Annotated in this window: 20 protein-coding genes; 14 read left to right on the forward strand and 6 right to left on the reverse strand. The window is 60.1% G+C overall.

All coding sequences use genetic code 11. From position 1 onward, the window contains the following. The first annotated feature begins 49 nt into the window (after positions 1-49). The 4 genes from rhlB to ACEN83_RS25150 all read left to right on the forward strand — a co-directional run bounded on the left by rhlB (position 50) and on the right by ACEN83_RS25150 (position 4,602). Complete coding sequence (gene rhlB / locus ACEN83_RS25135; RefSeq protein WP_495578722.1) at positions 50-1,534, forward strand: ATP-dependent RNA helicase RhlB; 1,485 nt, start codon at positions 50-52, stop codon at positions 1,532-1,534. Between the two features lie 123 nt (positions 1,535-1,657). After that, a complete protein-coding gene (locus ACEN83_RS25140; RefSeq protein WP_495578723.1) occupies positions 1,658-2,602 on the forward strand; it encodes an ornithine cyclodeaminase family protein in 945 nt (314 codons plus the stop codon). A 140-nt stretch (positions 2,603-2,742) separates the two neighbouring features. Beyond that, positions 2,743-3,870: an NAD(P)/FAD-dependent oxidoreductase gene (locus ACEN83_RS25145; protein ID WP_495578724.1), complete on the forward strand. Its 1,128-nt coding sequence runs from the start codon at positions 2,743-2,745 to the stop codon at positions 3,868-3,870. A gap of 90 nt (positions 3,871-3,960) precedes the next feature. Then, positions 3,961-4,602 (forward strand): helix-turn-helix transcriptional regulator, encoded by a 642-nt coding sequence (locus tag ACEN83_RS25150; RefSeq protein WP_007972668.1) that lies wholly within the window; start codon positions 3,961-3,963, stop codon positions 4,600-4,602. A gap of 80 nt (positions 4,603-4,682) precedes the next feature. On the opposite strand, the gene ACEN83_RS25155 is transcribed toward ACEN83_RS25150, so the two are convergent. The 6 genes from ACEN83_RS25155 to ACEN83_RS25180 form a co-directional block, all read right to left on the reverse strand. Continuing rightward, positions 4,683-5,459, reverse strand: a complete 777-nt coding sequence (locus tag ACEN83_RS25155) for an ABC transporter substrate-binding protein (protein ID WP_495578725.1) — start codon at positions 5,457-5,459, stop codon at positions 4,683-4,685. A gap of 258 nt (positions 5,460-5,717) precedes the next feature. Continuing rightward, on the reverse strand, positions 5,718-6,167 hold the full coding sequence (gene moaE, locus ACEN83_RS25160) for a molybdopterin synthase catalytic subunit MoaE (RefSeq protein ID WP_495578726.1): 450 nt from the start codon (positions 6,165-6,167) through the stop codon (positions 5,718-5,720). Between the two features lie 3 nt (positions 6,168-6,170). Beyond that, positions 6,171-6,413: a molybdopterin converting factor subunit 1 gene (moaD, locus tag ACEN83_RS25165; RefSeq protein ID WP_075945584.1), complete on the reverse strand. Its 243-nt coding sequence runs from the start codon at positions 6,411-6,413 to the stop codon at positions 6,171-6,173. Next, positions 6,410-6,883, reverse strand: coding sequence for a cyclic pyranopterin monophosphate synthase MoaC (moaC, locus tag ACEN83_RS25170; RefSeq protein WP_007972660.1), 474 nt, complete (start codon positions 6,881-6,883; stop codon positions 6,410-6,412). The genes moaD and moaC overlap by 4 nt, the downstream gene beginning before the upstream one ends. 217 nt (positions 6,884-7,100) lie before the next feature. Continuing rightward, on the reverse strand, positions 7,101-8,495 hold the full coding sequence (locus ACEN83_RS25175) for a PhoH family protein (RefSeq protein ID WP_007972659.1): 1,395 nt from the start codon (positions 8,493-8,495) through the stop codon (positions 7,101-7,103). 335 nt (positions 8,496-8,830) lie between these two features. Beyond that, complete coding sequence (locus ACEN83_RS25180; RefSeq protein WP_495578727.1) at positions 8,831-9,955, reverse strand: polysaccharide deacetylase family protein; 1,125 nt, start codon at positions 9,953-9,955, stop codon at positions 8,831-8,833. 249 nt (positions 9,956-10,204) lie between these two features. Between ACEN83_RS25180 and yaaA the strand changes: the two genes are divergently transcribed. The 10 genes from yaaA (at position 10,205) to ACEN83_RS25230 (ending at position 24,867) form a co-directional block, all read left to right on the forward strand. Further along, positions 10,205-10,984: a peroxide stress protein YaaA gene (gene yaaA / locus ACEN83_RS25185; protein ID WP_218482041.1), complete on the forward strand. Its 780-nt coding sequence runs from the start codon at positions 10,205-10,207 to the stop codon at positions 10,982-10,984. Between the two features lie 810 nt (positions 10,985-11,794). Further along, the gene (locus ACEN83_RS25190) at positions 11,795-13,111 is read left to right on the forward strand and encodes a nucleotide sugar dehydrogenase (protein WP_007972653.1); all 1,317 of its coding nucleotides are present in this window, start codon (positions 11,795-11,797) and stop codon (positions 13,109-13,111) included. Between the two features lie 95 nt (positions 13,112-13,206). Continuing rightward, the gene (alg8, locus tag ACEN83_RS25195; RefSeq protein WP_371924760.1) at positions 13,207-14,688 is read left to right on the forward strand and encodes a mannuronan synthase; all 1,482 of its coding nucleotides are present in this window, start codon (positions 13,207-13,209) and stop codon (positions 14,686-14,688) included. A gap of 36 nt (positions 14,689-14,724) precedes the next feature. Then, a complete protein-coding gene (locus ACEN83_RS25200) occupies positions 14,725-15,894 on the forward strand; it encodes a PilZ domain-containing protein (RefSeq protein ID WP_495578728.1) in 1,170 nt (389 codons plus the stop codon). 9 nt (positions 15,895-15,903) lie between these two features. Then, positions 15,904-17,415: an alginate biosynthesis TPR repeat lipoprotein AlgK gene (algK, locus tag ACEN83_RS25205; protein ID WP_495578729.1), complete on the forward strand. Its 1,512-nt coding sequence runs from the start codon at positions 15,904-15,906 to the stop codon at positions 17,413-17,415. Then, on the forward strand, positions 17,412-18,896 hold the full coding sequence (locus ACEN83_RS25210) for an alginate export family protein (RefSeq protein ID WP_407799161.1): 1,485 nt from the start codon (positions 17,412-17,414) through the stop codon (positions 18,894-18,896). The genes algK and ACEN83_RS25210 overlap by 4 nt, the downstream gene beginning before the upstream one ends. Positions 18,897-18,922: 26 nt before the next feature. Next, a complete protein-coding gene (gene algG, locus ACEN83_RS25215) occupies positions 18,923-20,500 on the forward strand; it encodes a mannuronan 5-epimerase AlgG (protein WP_116581166.1) in 1,578 nt (525 codons plus the stop codon). 10 nt (positions 20,501-20,510) lie between these two features. Next, positions 20,511-21,959, forward strand: coding sequence for an alginate O-acetyltransferase (locus ACEN83_RS25220; protein ID WP_495578730.1), 1,449 nt, complete (start codon positions 20,511-20,513; stop codon positions 21,957-21,959). A gap of 8 nt (positions 21,960-21,967) precedes the next feature. Continuing rightward, positions 21,968-23,092: a mannuronate-specific alginate lyase gene (locus ACEN83_RS25225; RefSeq protein WP_495578731.1), complete on the forward strand. Its 1,125-nt coding sequence runs from the start codon at positions 21,968-21,970 to the stop codon at positions 23,090-23,092. A 209-nt stretch (positions 23,093-23,301) separates the two neighbouring features. Then, complete coding sequence (locus ACEN83_RS25230; RefSeq protein WP_495578732.1) at positions 23,302-24,867, forward strand: MBOAT family O-acyltransferase; 1,566 nt, start codon at positions 23,302-23,304, stop codon at positions 24,865-24,867.

Here is a 24,867-nt window from a genome sequence, read left to right on the forward strand (position 1 = left end):
GATTCTTGCATTACACTGGCCGGCGTACATTCCTTAACCAATTGATGAGATGACCGTGCTCAAAGCACTCAAGAAAATGTTCGGTAAAAGCGAGACTGAGCAACTCGCGCCAGTCCCCAGCGCTCCGTCTCACGCTCCCAGCCACCGCACCGACGGTAATCAGTCTGAACGGGCCGCCACCACCACGGCACCCAAGCATGAGCCGAAGCCCGCTGCCCAGCCTGTGGCGATAGCAGCCCCGGAACAGCCGCTCAGCGAAACGCCGAAACCCGCCAAACCGCGCCGCGAACCCAAGCCAAAGGCGCCGGTCATCCCATGGAAACTCGAAGATTTCGTTGTCGAGCCCCAGGAAGGCAAAACCCGCTTCCACGACTTCAAGCTGGCCCCTGAACTGATGCACGCCATCCAGGACCTGGGCTTCCCGTATTGCACGCCGATCCAGGCACAGGTGCTGGGCTTCACCCTCGCCGGCAAAGACGCCATCGGTCGCGCCCAGACCGGCACCGGCAAAACCGCTGCGTTCCTGATCTCGATCATCACCCAGTTGCTGCAAACCCCGCCGCCGAAAGAGCGCTACATGGGTGAGCCACGGGCGCTGATCATCGCGCCGACCCGCGAACTGGTGGTGCAGATCGCCAAGGACGCCGCCGACCTGACCAAGTACACCGGCCTCAACGTCATGACCTTCGTCGGCGGCATGGACTTCGACAAGCAGCTCAAGCACCTCGAAGCCCGCCACTGCGACATCCTGGTGGCCACACCGGGCCGCCTGCTGGACTTCAACCAGCGCGGCGACGTGCATCTGGACATGGTCGAAGTGATGGTGCTGGACGAAGCCGACCGCATGCTCGACATGGGCTTCATCCCGCAAGTGCGCCAGATCATTCGCCAGACGCCGCCCAAGGCCGAGCGCCAGACGCTGCTGTTCTCCGCGACCTTCACCGAAGACGTGATGAACCTGGCCAAGCAATGGACCACTGACCCTGCCATCGTCGAAATCGAAGTCACCAACGTGGCCAACGAAAACGTCGAGCAGCACATCTACACCGTGGCCGCTGCCGACAAGTACAAACTGCTCTACAACCTGGTCAACGACAATGGCTGGGAGCGGGTGATCGTGTTCGCCAACCGCAAGGATGAAGTGCGGCGCATCGAAGAACGCCTGGTGCGCGACGGCATCAACGCCGCGCAACTGTCCGGTGACGTGCCGCAGCACAAGCGCATCAAGACCCTCGAAGGCTTCCGCGAAGGCAAGATCCGCGTCCTGGTCGCCACCGACGTGGCCGGTCGCGGTATCCACATCGACGGCATCAGCCACGTGATCAACTTCACCCTGCCGGAAGTACCGGACGACTACGTGCACCGCATCGGACGGACCGGTCGTGCTGGCGCCGACGGTGTGTCCATCAGCTTTGCCGGTGAAGACGACTCCTACCAGTTACCGTCCATCGAGGAAAAACTGGGGCGCAAGATCAGCTGTGAAACACCACCGACGCATCTGTTGCGGGCGGTTGAGCGCAAGCGTCCGCACTAAACGACGCTGAAAAGACAAGCGCAGCCGGAAACGGACTGCGCTTTTTTTTCGCCCGGATATTGTGAGATACAACTAAAAGTCCATAATAGACAAATTAGTTTACTTTCAGTCCCGGAGCCGACCATGTCCAATACGCCCCAAGTGATCAACCAGAACCAGGCTCGCGAGTTGCTGGCACAGGTCGACGTGCCGCAGATCCTGCGCAAAATGTTCCGTGACCTGGCGGCCGGGCAAGCCGTGCAACCGGCACAGCAACTGGTGGAGTTTCCCCAGGGCGCCGGCGACTTCATCAACTACCTGGGGGTGTTGGCCGAAGACGGCGTGTACGGCATCAAGACTTCGCCGTACATCGTCCGCGAGCAGGGACCCTTGGTGACCGCGTGGACTGTGCTGATGTCGATGCAGACCGGCCAGCCGCTGTTGCTGTGCGACGCGGGCGAACTGACCACCGCACGCACCGCCGCGACCACCGCCGTGGCGGTCGATGCCCTCGCGCCGCTGACTGCCAATCGCCTGGCCATCATCGGCAGCGGCAAAGTGGCCCAGGCGCACCTGCATTACGTCAAAGACCTGCGCGACTGGCAGAGCATCAGCCTGTACGCGCCGAACCTGAGCGATGACGCTCAAACCGTGAGCCTACTGAAAAACATCGAGCCACGCCTGAACATCGTCGAGAGTCGCGAGGCTGCCGTGCAGGACGCCGACGTGATCATGCTCTGCACCTCATCCGCAGGTCCGGTGATCGATCCGTCGAGCTTGCGCAAACCGGCGCTGATCACCTCCATCAGCACCAACGCCCCGCGTGCCCACGAAGTGCCGCCGCAAAGCCTCAATGCCATGCAGGTGTTCTGCGACTATCGCCTGACCACTCCGGGCGCGGCCGGTGAAATGCTGATCGCCGGCGAACAACACGGCTGGGACAAGGGCGCGATTGTCGGCGACCTGCCCGACCTGCTCAGCGATAAAGTCCAGCGCCCCGGTTACGATCGACATGTGTTTTTCCGCTCCATCGGCCTGGGCCTGGAAGACATTGCGCTGGCCAACGCGATCTACCGCCTTCAGCCCTGACCCACACCCAACCTGTAGGAGCTGACGAGTGAAACGAGGCTGCGATCTTTGAAAAGGCAAAGTCAAAAGATCGCAGCCTCGTTTCACTCGTCAGCTCCTACAAAGGAATTCGACAATATTTGTGCTCTTGGGAGACGTTCATGAGCCAGGCAGATTTCATCATCATCGGCGGCGGTATCGCCGGCGCTTCCACCGGTTTCTGGCTGTCGCAGCATGGCCGTGTGATCGTACTCGAACGCGAATCCCATCCGGCCTACCATTCCACCGGACGTTCGGCGGCGCTCTACACCGCCGCCTACGGCACCCCGCAGGTTCGCGCATTGACCCTGGCCAGCCGGGACTTTTTCGACAATCCGCCCAGCGGTTTCTGCGAACACCCGCTGCTGACGCCACGCGGCGAAATGACCGTGGATTTCACCGGTGACCCGGACGAACTGAACAGGCAATACCTGAGCGCGAAGGCCACGGTGCCGGAGATGCAATTGCTCAGCACCGACGAGGCCTGCGCGCTGGTACCGATCCTGCGCCGGGAAAAAGTCCACGGTGCGATCTACGATCCGACCGCTACCGACATCGACACCGATGCCCTGCATCAGGGATACCTGCGCGGCATCCGCCGCAACCGGGGTGAAGTCCACACCGATGCCGAAGTCGTCAGCCTGAGCCGCGATGACCAGGGTACATGGCACGTCCAGACCGGCACTCAGTCGTTCAGCGCCCCGGTCATCATCAACGCCGCCGGCGCCTGGGCCGACAGGATCGGCGAACTGGCCGGCGCCAGGCCCCTGGGCCTGCAACCGAAACGTCGCGCCGCGTTCATCTTCGCCGGCCCGGAGGGCGTGGACATCCATCATTGGCCAATGCTGGTCAGCCTCGACGAATCCTTCTACATGAAACCCGACGCCGGGATGTTCCTCGGTTCGCCGGCCAACGCCGACCCGGTGGAACCCCATGACGTACAGCCTGAAGAGCTGGACATCGCCATGGGCATCTACCAGATCGAAGAAGCCACGACCCTGACCATTCGCCGCCCGACCCGCACCTGGGCCGGCCTGCGCAGCTTCGTCAGCGACGGCGATTTGCTGTCCGGCTTCGATCCACAGGTACCAGGGTTGTTCTGGGTCGCGGCGCAAGGCGGGTATGGCATCCAGACTTCGCCGGCCATGGGCCAGGCCAGCGCGGCACTGGTGCGCGGCGCCGCACTGCCCGAGTCGCTCGGCTGTTTCGGCCTGAATGCCGACATGCTCTCCCCTGCCCGCCTCGGCTGAGCCTGATCCTCAGGTGACGTGCCCCCACGATTACGGCACACTTTCAGCGCCCCTTTGATGGGGCGCTGACGCTGCCTGGAGTTCCACTGTATGAACGCCCCCGAAAAAGACTCGGCCCTGGACGACACGTCCCTGGATAACTTCCACGCGATCGCCGATGCCATCGCCACGTTGTTTTTCCCCCACGCCGAAGTGGTGCTGCATGACCTGCGCACGCAAAAGGTCGACTACATCGCCAACAACCTGTCCAAGCGTGAAATCGGCGACGACTCGGCGCTGGAGGACATGCTCAGCGACGATGTCAGCGAACGAAACATCGGGCCGTACGAAAAACTCAATTGGGATGGCCAGAAGATTCGCAGCCTCAGCACGGTACTGCGCGACAGCGAAGGCCATCCGCTGGCGGTGTTGTGCATCAACTTGAATATTTCGCTGTTCGAGAATGCCAAGGCCGCTTTGGACCTGTTCCTGTCGCCGACCAAACTGATCCCGCAACCGGATGCACTGTTCCGCGATGACTGGCAGGAACGGATCAACACCTTCCTCCACGCCTGGCTGCGCGAACGTCAGTTGAGCCTGAACCTGCTGACCCGTGACCACAAGCGTGAGCTGGTGCTGGCGTTGCACGCCGAAGGCGCGTTCAAGGGCAAAAGCGCATCGAACTACGTGGCCAATGTGCTGAACATGGGCCGGGCGACGGTGTACAAGCATTTGAAGGAATTGAAGGGCTAACATCAAAAGATCGCAGGCTTCGCCAGCTCCTACAGGAACGCATTCCCCTGTAGGAGCTGCCGCAGGCTGCGATCTTTTAATCAGTCGCCATAGATATCCGACTTGAAATACTTCTCGGAAATCTTCTGGTACTCACCACTGGCACGAATGCCATCAATGGCCGTGTTCAGCTCGCTGACCAACTCGGTGTTGCCCTTGCGCACGGCAATCCCCGCCCCCTCGCCCACATACTTCGGATCTTTCAGCTCAGGCCCGACAAAGGCGTAACCCTTGCCACGCGGCATCGACAGGAAGTCATTGAGTGGAATGGTGTCGGCAAAAATCGCGTCGAGGCGACCGGCCGCCAGGTCCATGTAGATTTCTTCGTTATTGCTGTAGCGCTTGACGTTGATGCCCTTGGGCTCGAACACTTCGGTGGCGTAACGGTCCGTGGTGGTGGCGCGCTGCACGCCGATGGTCTTGCCCTTGAGGCTGGCGTACTGGTCATCCACCACCGCGCCGTCCTTCATCACCAGGCGCGACGAAGTGAAATAGTACTTGTGGGTGAAGTCCACCGACTTCTTGCGGTCTTCATTGATGGTCATGGACGACAGCGCCATGTCGATTTTCTTCACCTTCAGGGAAGGAATCAGACCGTCGAACTCGCCTTCGACCCACACACACTTGACCTTCATCTGGGCGCACAGGGCATTGCCGATGTCATAGTCGAAACCGACGATCTCGCCTTTATCGGTTTTCGAAGCGAACGGTGGATACGCGGCTTCGATGCCGATGCGCAGGGTTTTCTCGGCGGCGAACACAGAACTGCACGCCAACAGGCTCAGGGCCAGACCGGTGATGAGGGGGAACTTCTTCATGTTCGTTTTCTCGCGGTTGTTGTTGGTTTGGCAAGACAGAAGAAAAAGCTGGAACGGGATGGAAACCTTTTTTGTACTTATAATTCCATCTTGGACTTTTATGTATTGGCCGTCAATGAGGCAAACGGGGTTGTTCGCTGCCGCTTATCGCAGATCGAAAAGTTGAGAATTGAAAGTCAAAAGATCGCAGCCTTCGGCAGCTCCTACAGGTCATTCATGTAGGAGCTGCCGAAGGCTGCGATCTTTTCAGGTAAACCGTTATTTCCAGCGATCCGCCGCCGCATGATCACTGTCACGCCCTTCCACCCAACGCGGCCCGTCGCTGGTGTTTTCTTTCTTCCAGAACGGCGCGCGGGTTTTCAGGTAATCCATGACAAAGGCGCAGGCGTCGAATGCCGCCTGGCGATGAGCGCTGGCCGCGCCGACGAAGACAATCGGCTCGCCCGGTTCCAGGGCGCCGATGCGGTGCAGCACTTCCAGCTTGAGCAACGGCCAGCGCTGCTCGGCCTCGACGGCGATCTTGCCCAGGGCCTTTTCAGTCATACCGGGATAGTGTTCGAGGAACATCCCGGCGACGTCCAGGCCGTCATTGAAGTCGCGCACATAGCCGACAAAGCTCACCACCGCCCCCACACCGACATTGGCGTCGTGCATGGCGTTGACCTCGGCGCCCGGATCGAACGGCGTGGACTGCACGCGAATGGCCATGGTTCAGCCTCCGGTCACAGTCGGAAAGAACGCCACTTCATCACCCTCGCTGACCGGCTCGTCGAGCTGGCAGAGGTCTTCGTTGCGGGCGCACATCAGGTTCTGCTCGCTCAATACCTCGGCACCGTCACGCTGGGCCAGCAGCGCGCGGACATCGTCGACGGTGGCGAAGTTGCCTTCAACCTTCACCGAGTCCAGCCCCAGCGCCTCACGATAACGGGCAAAAAATTTCACGGTCACGTTCATGGCTGCTCCGCCTGGAAATGTCCGCTCTTGCCGCCGACCTTCTCCAGCAGACGCACACTTTCGATGGTCATGCCACGGTCCACGGCCTTGCACATGTCGTAGATGGTCAGCGCGGCGACACTGGCGGCGGTCAGGGCCTCCATCTCGACGCCGGTCTGCCCGGACAGCTTGCAGCGCGCCACGATGCGCACCGAATCGTCGCCTTCGGCACTGAGCTCGACCTTGACGCCAGTCAGCATCAGCGGATGGCACAGGGGAATCAGATCGCTGGTTTTCTTCGCCGCCTGGATGCCGGCAATGCGCGCCACGGCAAACACATCACCCTTGGGGTGGCCGCCGCTGACGATCATCTGCAGGGTCTCGGGCAGCATGCGCACCAGCGCTTGGGCCGTCGCCTCACGGAACGTCACGGCTTTTTCAGTGACGTCGACCATGTTGGCGCGGCCTTGGGAATCGAGATGAGTCAGCACGGGATTACTCCTGATCAGGAGCGTCGATTGTAAACCTGTGGGTCAATTTTTCGCACGCACGATTATCGGACGTGCCCCCCTGTAGGAGCTGCCGAAGGCTGCGATCTTTTGATCTTGCCCTAAAAAGCAAAATCAAAAGATCGCAGCCTTCGACAGCTCCTACAGGGATTGTTGTTCGCCATAAAAAACCGGGCGGCTTTTGAGGCCGCCCGGTTGATTACAAGTGCGATTCGGCGTATTCGGCCAGGATCGAACGTGGCACCCCTTGCAGGGTGATGTGCACCCCGTTCGGGAAGTCCTTGAAACGTTCAGTGAGGTAGGTCAGCCCGGAGCTGGTCGCGGACAGGTAAGGGGTGTCGATCTGTGCCAGGTTGCCCAGGCACACCACTTTGGAACCGGCGCCGGCACGGGTGATGATGGTTTTCATCTGGTGCGGCGTGAGGTTCTGGCATTCGTCGATCAGGATCAGGCTCTGCTGGAAGCTGCGGCCCCGGATGTAGTTGAGGGATTTGAACTGCAACGGCACTTTGCTGAGGATGTAGTCGACGCTGCCATGGGTGCTTTCGTCATCCATGTGCAAGGCTTCGAGGTTGTCGGTAATGGCGCCCAGCCATGGTTCCATTTTTTCCGCCTCGGTGCCGGGCAGGAAGCCGATTTCCTGGTCCAGGCCCTGCACGCTGCGGGTGGCGATGATGCGGCGATAACGTTTGCTGACCATGGTCTGCTCGATCGCAGCAGCCAGCGCCAGGATGGTTTTACCCGAACCCGCGGCACCCGACAGGTTGACCAGGTGGATGTCCGGATCGAGCAAGGCGTACAACGCCAGGCTCTGATAGATATCACGCGGTTTCAGGCCCCAGGCCTCCTGGTGCAGCAACGGTTCCTGGTGCAGGTCGAGGATCAGCAAGCGGTCCTCTTCGATCTCCTTGATCCAGCCGACAAAGCCCTGTTCATCAATGATGAATTCGTTGATGTGCACCGCCGGCAGGTTGTCGATCAACTGCACCTGATGCCAGGTGCGGCCGTGGTCCTGACGGGTTTCGACCTTGCTCACACGGTCCCAGAAAGAGCCGGTCATGTTGTGGTAGCCATTGGGCAGCAAGGACACGTCATCGACCAGTTGGTCGGTGCTGTAATCCTCGGCCGCGATCCCGCAGGCGCGCGCCTTGAGGCGCATGTTGATGTCTTTGGTGACCAGCACCACGGGCTTTTTCGGGTCGCGTGTGTGCAGATCGATCAGTTGATTGATGATTTTGTTGTCATTCAGGTGCTCGGGCAGAATCAGGTTCGGCTCGGCATGCTTGCTCATCAGAATTGACAGCAAACCCTTGGGTCCGCTTTTGCCACGCTGGATCGGCACACCCTGCTCGACATCCTCGGGTGAGGCATCGCCCAGAGTCTTGTCGATCAGGCGGATGGCCTGGCGGCATTCGGCGGCTACGCTGTGATGCCCGCTCTTGAGCTTGTCGAGCTCTTCAAGCACGGTCATCGGGATCGCGACGTGGTGTTCTTCGAAGTTGAGCAGCGCGTTTGGATCGTGAATCAATACGTTGGTATCGAGTACATAAAGGATTGGCTGGTTGGAAGAAGAGCTACGTCCGTGATCATCCATACTCGGTCACCTTTGTGGGAGCCATTCGACGCAATACCTTGACGGTGCTGCGCCTCGAAGTGACTGCCGAATACACCTGCGGGGACTCAAGTGTTCTGCATACATGCGGGGTCTTGGAAGACGCCACCTGTGTTGCAGGTTTCGGCGGTCTGTCTTCGTAATACTCCAAAACGTGTGACAGAAAAAAGTACTTTGACGCTTTTTTGAAGTTTATTTTGCAGATTGACCAATAGCACTTGGCGGACTGCCATCACCCGTTTAAAGTCGGAAGTCCACCTGCAACGAATCCTCTTCCAAAATCGGCAAAAACCCAATGTTTACTGGGTCTGGCCGTTTCAGCGAAACGCATCCTGGCAATCCTCCCAACCGATCCCGACCGGCGCCGTTTGCGTGACCAGCCACGGCAACGCCGTTTTCACCCCATCCTGCTTCACATTGAAATTGATCACCCCGTGCCGCCACAGCAGCATCAGGGTCAGCACCCGTTGCGCACTCGGGTTGCCCTTGAGTTTGCCGGCGCCGTCCTGGGCGTCGATGTCCCACAGCGCAACCTGCAAACCCTGAGCCTTGAAGAAACCTTCGGCATCGGAACGGCGCTGGCCATCGGGCGGACGGAACAGAGGCACGAAGTTCTCCGGCAGCTTGCTTTTGACCAGTTCGGCGCTGCGGCGCACCGAGTCCTGCCAGTCCTGCCAGTGACTGTGGGAGCGAAACTCCCAGCCTTGCACGCCGATGCACTGGGTCGAGTAGGTGCCTTGCAGGTGACTCACCGATTGCTCGGCCAAACGGGCCTGGATGTCCTTGCCGAGGACGAAGAACGTCCCGCTCATGTTCGACTTGCGCAGGTAATCGGTGACCCAGGCGGTGTTGTCCGGCGCGGCGTTGGCAGCACTGTCGAAGGTCAGCAGAAACAGCCGGTCGTGCATCCCGTCGCCGGAGCGCTCATAGTCGCCAAAATGATCGACTTCACTGCTGGTTTGCGGGAACAGCGCGGCCTTGCGCAATTGTTCGTCCAGGTACTGGGTGTGGAACGCACGACTCGGTTCGGCCCACTTGATGTAGTAGCTGTCTGCACTGACCTGGAACTTGGCGGCTTGTTCGCGCAGGGTGGGCATGTCTTCGACCAGAAAACAGAAGGAGGCATCCTGGTCGCAACTCTGTTGGGCGTAGTTGTAGTTGGCCAGCAGCCGTTGCCACAGATGCTGGCGAACCCGGTTGACCGACTCCAGGTTGATGGTGCGCAAGCCCAGGCGCTGGGCCAGGGCGGGTTCGTCCAGCGATTCGCTGGCCAACAGGACACTGGAAAACATCAGGATCTCGGCCCTCGACGCCACGTCGAACAGCGTTGGACTGACGATTTTTTCTGGCCAGGTGCTGCGATCAAGCGTCGCCACATCGCCCGGTGCCGCGATGGCGCCGAGGCTCAGTAGCCAGATCGAGATGAGAAAAGCGATGCGCAATGGGATGTCTCCATAACAAAACCCGCGCGGCACTATATCGCGGGCAGATCAAAAGATCGCAGCCTCGCTTCGCTCGACAGCTCCTACAGGTGTACGCCACCCCCTGTATGCCAACCTCTGTAGGAGCTGTCGAGCGAAGCGAGGCTGCGATCCTGTCCCATGACACCACCGATCACCTATTGCCCCGATAGCTGGAGTCAACGCCGACAACCCCCTAGAATCGCGGCCACGATTAAAGGAGACGACTTCATGCTGATGGTGATTTCACCCGCCAAGACCCTCGACTATGAAACACCGCCGGCGACCCAGCGTTTCACTCAGCCGCAGTACCTCGACCACTCCCAGGAGCTGATCCTGCAGTTGCGCGAGTTGTCCCCGGCACAGATCAGCGAATTGATGCACGTTTCCGACAAGATCGGCGGGCTCAACGCCGCGCGTTTCGGCAGCTGGACGCCCGCGTTCACCCCGGAAAACGCCAAGCAGGCGCTACTGGCCTTCAAGGGCGATGTGTACACCGGCCTGAATGCACAAACCTTCAGCGAAGCCGATTTCGACTATGCCCAGCAGCATTTGCGCATGTTGTCCGGCCTGTACGGCCTGCTGCGGCCACTGGACCTGATGCAACCCTATCGCCTGGAAATGGGCACCCGGCTGGCCAACGCCCGGGGCAAGGACCTGTATGCCTTCTGGGGTACACGCATCAGCGAATGGCTGAACGAAGCCCTGGCCGATCAAGGCGATGACGTGCTGCTCAACCTGGCGTCCAACGAGTACTTCTCGGCGGTCAAGCGCAACGCCTTGAACGCACGCATCATCAATACCGAATTCAAGGACCTGAAGAACGGCCAGTACAAGATCATCAGCTTCTACGCGAAAAAGGCCCGGGGCTTGATGAGCCGCTTCGTCATCGAAGAGCGCATCAACGACCCGGCCACCCTCAAGCAGTTCGACGTTCAAGGCTATCGCTACAGCGCTGAACAGTCCAAACCGGACAACCTGGTGTTTCTGCGCGATCACGCACCAGAGTGATGCAGCCGGTCGGCGCATGAGCGAACACCCCCTCATGCGCTGCCCATTGATCGTCCGACAATTCCCCCTCCTGATCGCCAGTCTATTGGCGTCAAAAAACCATCGATCATTTTCCTAACTTTAGTTTCACTCGACTTCAATCATTTTTTTGCGTAGTGGCACTGACTTTTTTTAACAGTAGTGGCAAAAAACTATCCGCCCCAATTATCCGCCTATATATAAAGGGCCAAACGGCAAGTGCTATCAATTTGAGAGCAGTGCCATCTTTATCAATATTTCAAGAAATTTCAGATTTCACGATGAGCGGACTGGAACTATGTCCAAACGCGCCGCTCATACCACCGGTAACGATTCTCGCCGAGCCTGTACGAGATAACTTACGCAGATAAGCGATTCTTGTAGCGAAGTTGCAATACTAACTTGCGCTGACTAATCACTGATTTGAACAACAGCGAGCGGACAGGAGATAACGCGGTATGACTATCCCCTACAAGGCCACGGCAGCGCCCCTATAAACGTGCTCCCCCGAGCACCCAACCGCTTGATCTACGGGCTTTCGGCCTGACATCAAGCGTGCAAGGCCGTTGCACCTGCATCCTTCGGAAGGAGGATCGGCTGCATAACAGGGCAAAACATAACAACAAGGCCTAGTTGCGCACCCCTTGAGTGCATTTATTTAGACACTCGTAACTTATATGCCAGCACAGGGCATTGCCGCGCCTGTAAGGCGCACTTGCGAGTGCACTAAAACACGCTGAACACCATTAACTCCGGCCTTCTAATGGCTTGATCAATACAGAGGTAATTGCGATGCGCATCAGCATATTTGGTTTGGGTTACGTTGGCGCAGTATGTGCCGGTTGCCTGTCTGCACGGGGTCATGACGTCGTTGGCGTCGATGTGGCCAAAGACAAGATCGATATGATCAATGCCGGCAAATCGCCGATTGTTGAACCAGGCCTGGGCGAACTTCTGGCCCAGGGCATCCAGACCGGCCGCCTGCGTGGCACCACCAACTTCGCCGAGGCGATTCGCGACACCGACTTGTCGATGATCTGCGTGGGTACGCCGAGCAAAAAGAACGGCGACCTGGAACTGAACTACATCGAGGCAGTGTGCCGCGAAATCGGTTTTGTCCTGCGTGACAAGACCACCCGCCACACCATCGTCGTGCGCAGCACCGTGTTGCCGGGCACCGTGGCCAACGTGGTCATCCCGATTCTCGAAGACTGCTCCGGCAAGAAGGCCGGTGTTGATTTCGGCGTGGCCGTGAACCCTGAGTTCCTGCGCGAAAGCACCGCGATCGCCGACTACGACCAGCCGCCAATGACCGTCATCGGCGAGTTCGACAAAGCGTCCGGTGACGTTCTGCAATCGCTGTACGAAGAGCTCGACGCGCCGATCATCCGCAAGGACATCGCGGTCGCCGAGATGATCAAGTACACCTGCAACGTGTGGCACGCCACCAAGGTCACCTTCGCCAACGAAATCGGCAACATCGCCAAGGCGGTCGGCGTCGACGGTCGCGAAGTGATGGACGTGGTCTGCCAGGACAAGACCCTCAACCTGTCCCAGTACTACATGCGCCCGGGCTTCGCCTTCGGCGGCTCGTGCCTGCCAAAGGACGTGCGCGCACTGACCTACCGCGCCGGCTCCCTGGACGTGGAAGCACCGTTGCTCAACTCGCTGATGCGCAGCAACGAATCCCAGGTGCAGAACGCTTTCGACATCGTCTCCAGCCACGACAAACGCAAAGTCGCCCTGCTGGGCCTGAGCTTCAAGGCAGGTACCGACGACCTGCGCGAAAGTCCGCTGGTTGACCTGGCGGAAATGCTGATCGGCAAGGGCTACGACCTGAGCATCTACGACAGCAACGTCGAGTACGCCCGTGTTCACGGCGCGAACAAGGACTACATCGAGTCGAAGATCCCGCACGTCTCGTCCTTGCTCAACGCCGACTTCGACGCGGTGATCAACAACTCCGACGTGATCATCCTCGGCAACCGTGACGAGAAATTCCGTGCCCTGGTACAGGACGTTCCACACGGCAAGCAGGTGATCGACCTGGTGGGCTTCATGTCCAAGGCCACCAGCGTCAAAGGTCGCACCGAAGGTATCTGCTGGTAAAGCAGCCGCAAGCTTCAAGCTCCAAGCCGCAAGTTCAAAGCTCCTCGCTTGGGGCTTGAAGCTTGGGGCTTGCAACTGACTTTAGGATTCCGATTATGCACAGGCTAAAGCACGGCCTACTCCAGGCCGCCGGTTGGCTGTTCTACCTGAGTTTACTGATGGGCCTCGCCATGGCGTTGCCCGTGTCCACGTTCGACTCCGAGTCGAAGGACTTCATTTTCCTGATTGGCGCCGTGGGTATCTGGCGCTACTCGATGGGTGCCACGCATTTTGTGCGCGGCATGATTTTTCTGTACGTCGTCTACCCGTACCTGCGGCGCAAAGTGCGCAAGCTGGGCAAAGCGGCTGACCCGTCCCACGTATTCCTGATGGTCACCAGCTTTCGTATCGACGCGCTGACCACTGCGCAGGTCTACAGCTCGGTGATCCGCGAAGCCATCGACTGCGACCTGCCGACCACCGTGGTCTGCTCCATCGTGGAAATGTCCGATGAGCTGCTGGTCAAAAGCCTGTGGAACCGGATGAACCCACCGGCCCGGGTCAAGCTCGACTTCGTGCGCATTCCCGGCACCGGCAAGCGCGATGGCCTGGCCTACGGCTTCCGCGCCATCTCCCGACACCTGCCGGACGATCGCGCGGTGGTCGCGGTGATCGATGGCGACACCGTGCTCGGCGAAGGCGTGGTGCGCAAGACCGTGCCGTGGTTCCAGTTGTTCGGCAACGTCGGCGGCCTGACCACCAACGAATTCTGCGAAGTGCGCGGCGGCTACATCATGAGCGAATGGCACAAGCTGCGTTTCGCCCAGCGTCACATCAACATGTGCTCGATGGCCCTGTCCAAGCGCGTGCTGACCATGACCGGGCGCATGTCGGTGTTCCGTGCCACCGTGGTTACCAACCCGGAATTCATCGCCGATGTGGAAAGCGACTCGCTGCAACACTGGCGCCTGGGCCGCTTCAAGTTCCTTACCGGCGACGACAAGTCGAGCTGGTTCAGCCTGATGCGCCTGGGCTACGACACCTTCTACGTGCCCGACGCGGCGATCAACACCGTTGAACACCCGCCGGAAAAGAGCTTCATCAAGGCCAGCCGCAAACTGATGTTCCGCTGGTACGGCAACAACCTGCGGCAGAACTCCCGTGCCCTGGGCCTGGGGATCAAACGCCTCGGCATGTTCACCTCAGTGGTGCTGTTCGACCAGCGCGTGTCGATGTGGACCTCGCTGCTGGGACTGACCGTGGCGCTGATCGCCAGCTTCAAGTACGGCACCGCGTTCATCCTGGTGTACCTGCTTTGGATCGGCATCACCCGGTTCATCCTGACCTTGTTGCTGTCGTGCTCCGGACACCGGATCGGCCCGGCCTACCCGGCAATTCTCTATTACAACCAGATCGTCGGCGCGCTGGTGAAGATCTACGTGTTCTTCCGCCTCGACCAACAGTCCTGGACTCGCCAACCCACTTCTCTGACCCGTGATCTCGCCAGCTTTCAACGTTGGTTCAACACCTGGTCGTCTCGGACCATGACCTTCTCTGCCGGCAGCATTTTTGTCGCCGTGCTGCTGTTGATGGTCTGACCGCCCCCTTATTGAATTAACCAGGAAATCGCCCTTATGAATACCGCCGTCAACGCCAACGTAGTGCACGAATCCGAAGCCCAGCGCCAACACGCCCGCGTGAAAATCCCGGCCAAGTTGCGTTTCTTCGGCCCTGACCGGACGCCGGTCGAAGCCCGGGTGATCGACCTGTCCGCCGGTGGCCTGGCGTTCAACGCCGGTCAGTTGCCGCTGAAAACTGGCGATGTGTACAAGGCCCGCCTGCAGTTCGTCATCGACAACCTCGGCCTGGCCATGGACGTCGAGTTGCAGGTCCGCTCCTTCGACCGCGAGACGGGACGCGCCGGCTGCCAGTTCCAGAACCTGGAACCACGGGACATCTCGACCCTGCGCCACCTGATCACTTCGCACCTGGCTGGCGACATCGTCAGCGTCGGTGAAATGCTGGCGACCCTGCAGCGCGACAACTTCACCAAGGCGCGCAAGATGAAGGATGGCGGCCACGGCATGACCGCGTTCGGACGCCTGAAAGCCGTGACCTTCAGCCTGGGGGTCTTTGTGGTGGGTGTTGCCGCCTTCGGCTTCGTTTTCAAATCGGTGTATGGCATGTACTTCGTCAGTCACGCCCAGGCCGGTCTGGTCAGCGTGCCGGGCGTGAACATCACCATGCCCCGCGACGGTACCGTACAGAGCCTGGTGAAAGCCGACGGCGTGGCCGCCAAAGGCGCACCGCTGGCGACCTTCAGCACCAGCATGCTCGACGTGCTCAAGGGCCATCTGGACGAAGACCAACTGCAGCCGGCCAAGGTTGAAGAACTGTTCGGCAAGCAGATGACCGGCACCCTGACCTCGCCTTGCGATTGCACCGTGGCCCAGCAAATGGTCGCCAACGGTCAGTACGCCAGCAAGGGCGACGTGATCTTCCAACTGGTCCCGCGCAACAGCGAAGCCAATGTAGAGGCGCGCTTCTCCTATCGCCAGTTCGGCGACGTACGCCCGGGTACTTCGGTGCGCTTCCAGATCGCCGGCGAGGACATGAGCCGCACCGGCAAGATCGTCAGCAGCACCAGCCTGAAAAGCGCCGACCTGTCGTCGGACATCCGCGTGCTGATCCAGCCGGACGAAACCCTGGACAGCTCCCTCGCCGGCCGCCCGGTGGAAGTGAGCAGCGATCGTGGCCCGAACCTGAACTGGCTGATCGACAAAGCCATGGCTGTCGGTCTTTAAGTCGAGGACATGCCTGTGACCATCACAAAAACTCAAAACACGCCGCAGCCCCTGTGGGAGCGGGCTTGCTCGCGAATGCGGTTTAACATTCAACATCAATGCGGGATGACACACCGCTTTCGCGAGCAAGCCCGCTCCCACATGGGCTCGCTGTGTGCAGTGGCATTGGCGGTGAGCCTCGCCGGTTGCGCCGGCCTCCCCGACCAGCGCCTGGCCAATGAAGCGCTCAAGCGCGGCGATACCGCCACCGCTGCGGCGAACTACCGACAACTGGCAGACCTGGGCTACAGCGAAGCACAAGTCGGCCTGGCCGATATCCAGGTCGACAGCCATGACCCGGCGCAGATGAAACAGGCCGAGGCGACTTACCGCGCCGCGGCCAGCGTTTCGCCGCGCGCCCAGGCTCGCCTCGGTCGCCTGCTGGTGGCCAAGCCCGGTTCCACCGAAGCCGAGCAGCACGAAGCCGAAACCCTGCTGAAAAAAGCCGCCGCCGCAGGCGAAGGCAACACGCTGATTCCGCTGGCGATGCTGTACCTGCAATACCCGCACAGCTTTCCCAACGTGAATGCCCAGCAGCAGATCAGCCAATGGCGTGCCGAGAACAAGCCGGAAGCCGGCTTGGCGCAAGTGCTGCTCTATCGCACCCAAGGCACCTACGACCAGCATCTGGATGACGTGGAAAAGATCTGCAAGGCCGCGCTCAACACCAGCGACATCTGCTACGTCGAACTGGCCACGGTCTACCAGAAACAGGCCAAGCCAGAACAACAGGCCGAGCTAATCAAGCAGATGCAAGCGGCTCATGCTCGCGGCAGCGTTTCGGCGCAGCGCGTCGACAGCGTCGCCCGTGTGCTCGCCGATGCGACCCTGGGCAAGACCGACGAGAAGACCGCGCAGTCGCTGCTCGAACCGATCGCCCCGGGCTACCCGGCGTCGTGGGTCACCCTCGCGCAGTTGATCTACGACTTCCCGGAACTCGGCGACGTAGACCAGATGATGAAGTACCTGGACAACGGCCGCGCCGCCGACCAGCCCCGCGCCGAGCTGTTGCTGGGCAAGCTCTACTTCGAAGGCAAACTGGTGCCGGCCGACGCCAAGGTCGCCGAGGAGCATTTCCAGAAAGCCGTCGGCCGTGAAGTCGCCGCCGATTACTACCTCGGCCAGATCTATCGCCGTGGCTACCTGGGCAAGGTCTATCCGCAGAAGGCCCTCGACCATCTGTTGACCGCTGCGCGCAACGGCCAGAACAGCGCCGACTTCGCCATCGCCCAACTGTTTTCCCAAGGCAAGGGCACCAAGCCTGATCCGCTGAACGCCTACGTCTTCAGCCAACTGGCCCTGGCCCAGAACACGCCGCAAGCCACCGAGCTTGCGCAAACAATCCAAACGCAATTGCCGCCCGACAGGTTGGCCGAAGCCCAACGCCTGTTGAAACAAGAACAGGCCGTGCGCGGTGCCCTGAGCCCGAACACGCCGGAACTGCACACCCTGCAAGAAGAAGTCAGCGAGGAAACCCAATGAAGTTGAATCCATTCATGAAGGCCGGCATCGGCCTGACATTCGCGCTGATCTGGTCTTGCCCGACGCTTGCTGCGATGACGGAAGAAACCAAGAACTTCGGCCTGGACGTGAAAATCACCGGCCAGTCCGAGGACGACCGTGACCTCGGCACCCAGCGCGGCGGCGACGTCAACGGCCTCGGCCTTGACCTGCGCCCGTGGGTGTATGGCGAAAGCGGCGCGTGGAGCGCTTACGCCATGGGTCAGGCGGTGACGTCCACCGACATCATCGAGACCGACACACTGCAAGAGTCCGAAGGCACCGAGAACACCAGCAACAATGATCGCCAGACCAAGAAGAACTACCTGGCGATGCGCGAATTCTGGGTCGGCTACAGCGGTTTCACGCCCTACCCCGGCGAGATCCTGAAACTCGGTCGTCAGCGTCTGCACAACGACGACGGTCAATGGCGCGATACCAACATCGAAGCCCTGAACTGGACCTTCGACACCACCTTGTTGCGCGCCAACGCGGGTGTCGCCGAGCGCTTCAGCGAGTACCGCACTGACCTGAAAGAACTGTCCCCCAAGGACAAGGATCGCCTGCACGCCTACGCCGATGCCGAATACCAATGGACACCGGGTCACTGGGCCGGCATTCGCGGTCACCACACTCACGATGACGGCAAGCTCGACTATCCGGAACCGGGCGTACCTTCCGATTCGCTGGACAAAAAACAGAATGGCGACATCAGCTGGCTGGGCTTGCAGGCCAACAGCGATGCCTACAACTGGCGCAACACCAATACCTTCAACTACTGGGGCAGCATCACCGGCATGAGTGGCGACCGCGACACGGTCAACCCGCTGAACGCTGATGGCACCGCTCCCGCACAACCCAAGAGCAGCGGCAATGTCGATGGCTGGGCCACCGACCTGGGCGTGCGCCTGCGCCTCGATCCGCAATGGCAAGTCGGTGCGGCCTACGCCCGGGCCAGCGCCGATTACGAACAGAACGGCCTGGAAAGCAACCGCTCGAACTACACCGGCACCCGCTCGCGCGTGCACCGTTTCGGCGAAGCCTTCCGTGGTGAAATGAACAACATGCAATCGGCCACGCTGTTCGGTTCGTGGATGCTCAACGACGAATACGACGCCAGCCTGATCTACCACAAATTCTGGCGCGTCGACGGCAACAAGCCGATCACCAGCGACGGCATCGACGCTGTGCAGAACAACACCGACGACGTGACCGGCGCCGTGTTGTCCAGCACCTCCCTGCCGCTGAACGATGGCGAAAAAGACCTCGGCCAGGAAATGGACCTGGTGGTCACCAAGTACTTCAAGCAAGGCCTGTTGCCAGCGGCGTTGAGCCAGAAAATCGATGAACCTTCGGCCCTGGTGCGGTTCCGTGGCGGTGTGTTCAAGCCCGGCGACGCCTATGGCAAAGAAGTCGATTCGTACATGCATCGCGCGTTCATCGACGTGGTCTGGAAATTCTGATGCAGAGCGCGAAGGGAGTCCCCGACATGAACAGTGCCAAGAAAGGTTCCTTGACCTTGCTGGCCGGCGCGATGCTACTGGCAAGTGCGGCTGCCTTCGCGACTGTGGAGCCCGCTGCGCCCGCCAAGCCGGCCACTGTTGCCAAGGAACTGCAACAAGCCAAGACCTACACCGTCAGCAGCGCGCCGACCGCGCCGCTGGAACTGGCCAAGCCGAAACTGCCGGACGTTTCCGGCTACACAGCCGAAGCCATCGCGGCAAAAATCGTGCGCAGCAAGGTCGGCAAAGTCAGCGTGCGCCGGATGATGCAGGAAGACGCACTGAAGGACTTCATCGGCGGGGACAACAAGATGGCCGAATGGGTGGTGCGTCAGCACGGCATCCCGCAGGCGATCTTCGTCGACGACGGCTACATGAACCTCAAGGACGTGGCGAAGAAACTGCCGAAGTACGTCATCGAAACGTCACCGGGCGTGTACCTCGCCAGGCTGCCGATCGTGGTCGGTCGTCACGGCATCCTCGAAATCGACAAGCAGACCCAGGAACTGCGCTTGTCCCAGGAGGCTGGTGCGTTCCTGGTCAACGACGGCCAGTTGTTCGTGCGTGACACCAAAATCACTGGCTGGCGGGAGAAGGACAACGGTCCGGCGACGTTCAATTCGCCGAAGGAATTCCGTCCGTTCCTGCTGGCCTGGGGTGGTACCGAGACCTACATCGCCAACAGCAAGATTGCCAGCTTCGGCTACGCCAACAGTAAGTCCTACGGCGTGAGTATTTCCCAGTACACGCCGAACATGGCCAAGGTGCTCAAGCGTCCTGAGCCGACCGGCTGGATCGTCGGTTCCGAGTTCTCGGACATGTGGTACGGCTTCTACTGCTACGAAACCCGCGACTTCGTGGTCAAGGGCAACACCTACAAAGACAACATCGTCTACGGCATCGACCCGCACGACCGTTCCCACGGTCTGATCATTGCCGACAACACGGTGTACGGGACCAAGAAGAAGCACGGGATCATTATTTCCCGTGAGGTCAACGACAGCTTCATCTTCAACAACCGCAGCTACGACAACAAGTTGTCGGGCCTGGTGATCGACCGTAACAGCGTGAACAACCTGATTGCCCACAACGAGATCTACCAGAACCATACCGACGGCATCACCCTCTACGAGAGTGCCGACAACCTGCTGTGGGGCAATCGTGTGTTGAGCAACCGGCGCCACGGCATCCGCATTCGTAACAGCGTGAACATTCGCCTGTACGAAAACGTCGCCATGGCCAACGGCCTCACCGGCGTCTACGGCCACATCAAGGACCTGAGCAACACCGACCGTGACATCAAGCTCGACCCGTTCGACGCCCAGGTGTCGCTGATCGTGGTCGGCGGTGAGCTGGCGGCCAACGGCAGCGGCCCACTGTCCATCGACTCGCCGCTGAGTGTCGAGTTGTATCGCGTGTCCATGCTCGCACCGACCAAGTCCAGCGGCATCAGCTTCACCGGCATCCTTGGCGAGCGCCAGGATGAAATTCTCGACCTGCTGGTGCGCCAGCAGAAAGCCGTGCTGATCGACCCCGTCGAACGCCAGACCGAAATGCGGGACTGAGGATAATCTTATGCACCCACACTTGATCAAATTACTCAGCCTGTCGGCCCTGACCGCCGGCATTCTCGCGGCCAGCACTGGCGCGCGTGCCGATGAAGTTCAAGCGCCCAAGTTCAGCGCTGAACCGTGCTGCAGCCTGTGCCCGGCCGCCCATGACGCGAAGAACTACACCACCCGTTATCAGCAGAACTTCACCACGCTGGTGCAGGCCCAGGGCGACTGGCTGTTCCGTACGCAGGAAGACTTGCGCACCGAATTCGACACCACGCCCGCCGGCTACAAACGCATGAAGCAACTGCACGATGCGTTCAAGAGCAAAGGCGTGGAACTGGTTGTCGTGTACCAGCCGACCCGTGGCCTGGTGAACCGCAACAAGCTCAACCCGGCGGAGAAGGCCAGCTTCGACTTCGACAAGGCGCTGCGGAACTACAAGTCCATGCTCGGCCGTTTCGCGCAGATGGGCTACGTCGTTCCGGACCTGTCGCCGCTGACCAACGAGTCTTTGCCGGACACCCTGCCCGCCCACGATTTCTACTTCCGTGGCGACCAGCACTGGACGCCGTACGGTGCCCAGCGCACGGCGAAAATCGTCGCCGAGAAGGTCAAGCAATTGCCTGAATTCGCCGACATTCCCAAGCGCGAATTCGAGACCAAAAAGTCGGGGCGCATGGGCAAGACCGGAACGTTGCACAACATGGCCGGTCAACTCTGTGGCACCAGCTACGCGATCCAGTACATGGATCAGTTCACCACCGAGCCGAAGGGCGAAGCGGGCGATGGCGATCTGTTCGGTGATTCCGGCAACCCGCAAATCACCCTCGTGGGTACCTCCCACAGTGGCAAGAACTACAACTTCGCCGGTTTCCTCGAAGAGGCCATCGGCGCCGACATCCTCAACGTGGCGTTCCCCGGCGGCGGCCTGGAAGGTTCGATGTTGCAGTACCTGGGCAGCGACGAGTTCCAGAAGAACCCGCCGAAGATTCTCATCTGGGAATTCTCGCCGCTGTACCGCCTCGACCAGGAAACCATCTACCGCCAGATGATGGCGCTGCTGGACAACGGTTGCGAAGGCAAGGATGCACAGATGTCCGGCAGCGCCACGCTCAAGCCGGGCAAAAACGAGTTGATGGTCAACAGCAAGAACATGGACCTGCGCAACAGCAGCCACCAGGTCGACATCCGCTTCGCCGACACCTCGGTGAAAACCCTGCAAGCCACCCTCTGGTACATGAACGGTCGCCACGAGGACATCAAGATCGAAAAACCGGAAACCTCCGAGACTGACGGGCGTTTCGCTTTCGAGTTGCGCACGGACGAAGACTGGGCCTCGCAGAACCTGCTGGCCGTTGAAGTCCAGGGCCCCGAAGCCGGTGCCGCGCCTCAGAAAGTCGAAGCGAAAATTTGCAAACGCAACGTATTCCCGGGCACCGAGCAGCGTACTGCTTCGGTCGGGCAATGAGGTCTGCCATGCGCAATCCGAAATTATCAACACTGTTGGCACCGACGCTCCTGAGCCTGGCGATGTTCGCCGGGGCCACGCAAGCGGCGGCGCCACTGCGTCCACCCCAGGGCTATTTTGCGCCTGTGGATAAATTCAAGACGGGCGACAAGAGCGAAGGCTGCGATGCAATGCCGACGCCTTACACCGGCTCTTTGCAATTTCGCAGCAAGTACGAAGGTTCGGACAAGGCCCGCGCGACCCTCAACGTGCAGTCGGAAAAAGCCTTCCGCGAAAGTACTGCCGACATCACCAAGATCGAGCGCGGCACCAGCAAGCGCGTGATGCAGTTCATGCGTGACGGTCGTCCGGAGCAGCTGGAATGCACGCTCAACTGGTTGACCGCCTGGGCCCAGGCCGACGCGCTGATGTCCAAGGACTTCAACCACACCGGCAAGTCGATGCGCAAATGGGCGCTGGGCAGCATGGCTTCGGCGTATATCCGCCTGAAGTTTTCCGACTCCCACCCGCTGGCCACCCATCAACAGCAAGCGCAGTTGATCGAAGCCTGGTTCAGCAAGATGGCCGACCAGGTGGTCAGCGACTGGGACAACCTGCCGCTCGAACAGACCAACAACCACTCGTACTGGGCCGCCTGGTCGGTGATGGCCACTTCCGTCGCCACCAACCGCCGCGACCTGTTCGACTGGGCGGTGAAGGAATACAAGGTCGGCGCCAATCAGGTCGACGCCGACGGCTACCTGCCCAATGAACTCAAGCGTCAGCAACGGGCCCTGGCCTACCACAACTACGCCCTGCCGCCGCTGGCGATGATCGCCAGTTTCGCCCAGGTCAACGGAGTGGACTTGCGTCAGGAAAACAACGGCGCACTCAAACGCCTGGGCGACCGCGTGCTGTCCGGGGTGAAAGACCCGGATGAGTTCGAGAAAAAGAACGGCAAGGAACAGGACATGACCGACCTCAAAGAGGACATGAAATTCGCCTGGCTCGAACCGTACTGCTCGCTCTACACCTGCTCGCCCGAGGTGCTGGCGAAGAAACACAAGATGCAACCGTTCAAGACCTTCCGCCTCGGCGGCGACCTGACCAAGGTCTACGACCCGGCCAATGAAAAGGGCAATAAGGGATCCTAGACCAGACACAACCCCCTGTAGGAGCTGCCGCAGGCTGCGATCTTTTGATCTTGCTTTTAAAGATCAAGATCAAAAGATCGCAGCCTGCGGCAGCTCCTACAGAGTCAGCGTCTGGTGTGAGTTTTTTGTGTGTTGCCCTCCAGGTTTTCTTGGGGGGTTTGGGGGGGCCGTTGGCCCTTGACTGTTGGTTCAAACAAGGAGAGATCGGGATGGTTTTTTCGTCCAACGTGTTCCTGTTTTTGTTCTTGCCGATCTTCCTCGGCTTGTACTACCTGAGCGGGCAACGCTATCGCAATCTGCTGCTGCTGATTGCCAGTTACGTGTTCTACGCCTGGTGGCGTGTGGACTTCCTCGCACTGTTCGTCGGCGTCACGCTGTGGAACTACTGGATCGGCCTGAAAGTCGGTGCCGCCGGGGTCAAGACCAAACCGGCGCAGCGCTGGCTGCTGCTCGGTGTGGCCGTCGACCTGTGCATCCTCGGCTACTTCAAGTACGCCAACTTCGGCGTCGACAGCATCAACGCGATGATGACGTCGGTGGGCCTGGAGCCTTTCATCCTGACCCACGTGCTGCTGCCGATCGGGATCTCGTTCTACGTCTTCGAGTCCATCAGCTACATCATCGACGTCTACCGTGGCGACACTCCGGCAACCCGCAACCTGATCGACTTCGCGGCGTTCGTGGCGATCTTCCCGCACTTGATCGCCGGTCCCGTGTTGCGTTTTCGCGACCTGGCCGACCAGTTCAACAACCGCACCCACACCCTCGACAAGTTCTCCGAGGGCTGCACGCGGTTCATGCAGGGTTTCATCAAGAAAGTCTTCATCGCCGACACCCTCGCGGTGGTGGCTGACCATTGCTTCGCCCTGCAAAACCCGACCACGGGCGATGCCTGGCTCGGTGCCCTGGCGTACACCGCTCAGCTGTATTTCGACTTCTCCGGCTACAGCGACATGGCCATCGGCCTGGGCTTGATGATGGGTTTCCGCTTCATGGAAAACTTCAAGCAGCCGTATGTCAGCCAGTCGATCACCGAGTTCTGGCGGCGCTGGCACATCAGCCTGTCGACCTGGCTGCGTGACTATCTGTACATCACCCTGGGCGGCAACCGCAAAGGCACGCTGATGACCTATCGCAACCTGTTCCTGACCATGCTGCTCGGTGGTCTGTGGCACGGCGCGAACATCACCTACATCGTCTGGGGTGCATGGCACGGCATGTGGCTGGCGATTGAAAAAGCCATCGGCCTGAATACTTCGCCACGCAGCTTCAACCCGATCCGCTGGGTGCTGACCTTCCTGCTGGTGGTGATGGGCTGGGTGATCTTCCGCGCGGAAAACCTGCACGTCGCCGGGCGCATGTACGGCGCAATGTTCAGCTTCAGCGACTGGTCGCTGTCGGAACTCAACCAGGCCAGCCTCACCGGCCTGCAAGTGGCAACGCTGATCGTGGCCTACGTGACCCTGGCGTTTTTCGGCCTGCGCGACTTCTACACCAATCAGCCTCCGGTCAAGACCAAGCCCGCTGTGAACGTCGACGCCGACGGCCCGGCCGCTGCGACACCGGGAACGATCAAGGCCGTGCCTGGGGATAACCCGGCGAGCATCCACCAGCCTGGCTACACCGTCGGCGTCGAAGCCCAGGTGCAACCGGCCTACTGGACCGCTGACTGGTCGCGCTACGTGATGCGTGCGCTGGTGCTGCTGCTGTTCATCGCCTCGATTCTCAAACTCTCGGCGCAAAGCTTCTCGCCGTTCCTCTACTTCCAGTTCTGA

The organism is Pseudomonas sp. Pseusp49, from assembly GCF_059491875.1.

What these genes read in the sequence shown, in the direction of transcription:
- rhlB (WP_495578722.1), top strand. Translation starts at nt 50, where the DNA reads ATGACCGTGCTCAAAGCACTCAAGAAAATGTTCGGTAAAAGCGAGACT.
- ACEN83_RS25140 (WP_495578723.1), top strand. Translation starts at nt 1,658, where the DNA reads ATGTCCAATACGCCCCAAGTGATCAACCAGAACCAGGCTCGCGAGTTG.
- ACEN83_RS25145 (WP_495578724.1), top strand. Translation starts at nt 2,743, where the DNA reads ATGAGCCAGGCAGATTTCATCATCATCGGCGGCGGTATCGCCGGCGCT.
- ACEN83_RS25150 (WP_007972668.1), top strand. Translation starts at nt 3,961, where the DNA reads ATGAACGCCCCCGAAAAAGACTCGGCCCTGGACGACACGTCCCTGGAT.
- ACEN83_RS25155 (WP_495578725.1), bottom strand. Translation starts at nt 5,459, where the DNA reads ATGAAGAAGTTCCCCCTCATCACCGGTCTGGCCCTGAGCCTGTTGGCG.
- moaE (WP_495578726.1), bottom strand. Translation starts at nt 6,167, where the DNA reads ATGGCCATTCGCGTGCAGTCCACGCCGTTCGATCCGGGCGCCGAGGTC.
- moaD (WP_075945584.1), bottom strand. Translation starts at nt 6,413, where the DNA reads ATGAACGTGACCGTGAAATTTTTTGCCCGTTATCGTGAGGCGCTGGGG.
- ACEN83_RS25175 (WP_007972659.1), bottom strand. Translation starts at nt 8,495, where the DNA reads ATGGATGATCACGGACGTAGCTCTTCTTCCAACCAGCCAATCCTTTAT.
- yaaA (WP_218482041.1), top strand. Translation starts at nt 10,205, where the DNA reads ATGCTGATGGTGATTTCACCCGCCAAGACCCTCGACTATGAAACACCG.
- ACEN83_RS25190 (WP_007972653.1), top strand. Translation starts at nt 11,795, where the DNA reads ATGCGCATCAGCATATTTGGTTTGGGTTACGTTGGCGCAGTATGTGCC.
- alg8 (WP_371924760.1), top strand. Translation starts at nt 13,207, where the DNA reads ATGCACAGGCTAAAGCACGGCCTACTCCAGGCCGCCGGTTGGCTGTTC.
- ACEN83_RS25200 (WP_495578728.1), top strand. Translation starts at nt 14,725, where the DNA reads ATGAATACCGCCGTCAACGCCAACGTAGTGCACGAATCCGAAGCCCAG.
- algK (WP_495578729.1), top strand. Translation starts at nt 15,904, where the DNA reads ATGCCTGTGACCATCACAAAAACTCAAAACACGCCGCAGCCCCTGTGG.
- ACEN83_RS25210 (WP_407799161.1), top strand. Translation starts at nt 17,412, where the DNA reads ATGAAGTTGAATCCATTCATGAAGGCCGGCATCGGCCTGACATTCGCG.
- algG (WP_116581166.1), top strand. Translation starts at nt 18,923, where the DNA reads ATGAACAGTGCCAAGAAAGGTTCCTTGACCTTGCTGGCCGGCGCGATG.
- ACEN83_RS25220 (WP_495578730.1), top strand. Translation starts at nt 20,511, where the DNA reads ATGCACCCACACTTGATCAAATTACTCAGCCTGTCGGCCCTGACCGCC.
- ACEN83_RS25225 (WP_495578731.1), top strand. Translation starts at nt 21,968, where the DNA reads ATGCGCAATCCGAAATTATCAACACTGTTGGCACCGACGCTCCTGAGC.
- ACEN83_RS25230 (WP_495578732.1), top strand. Translation starts at nt 23,302, where the DNA reads ATGGTTTTTTCGTCCAACGTGTTCCTGTTTTTGTTCTTGCCGATCTTC.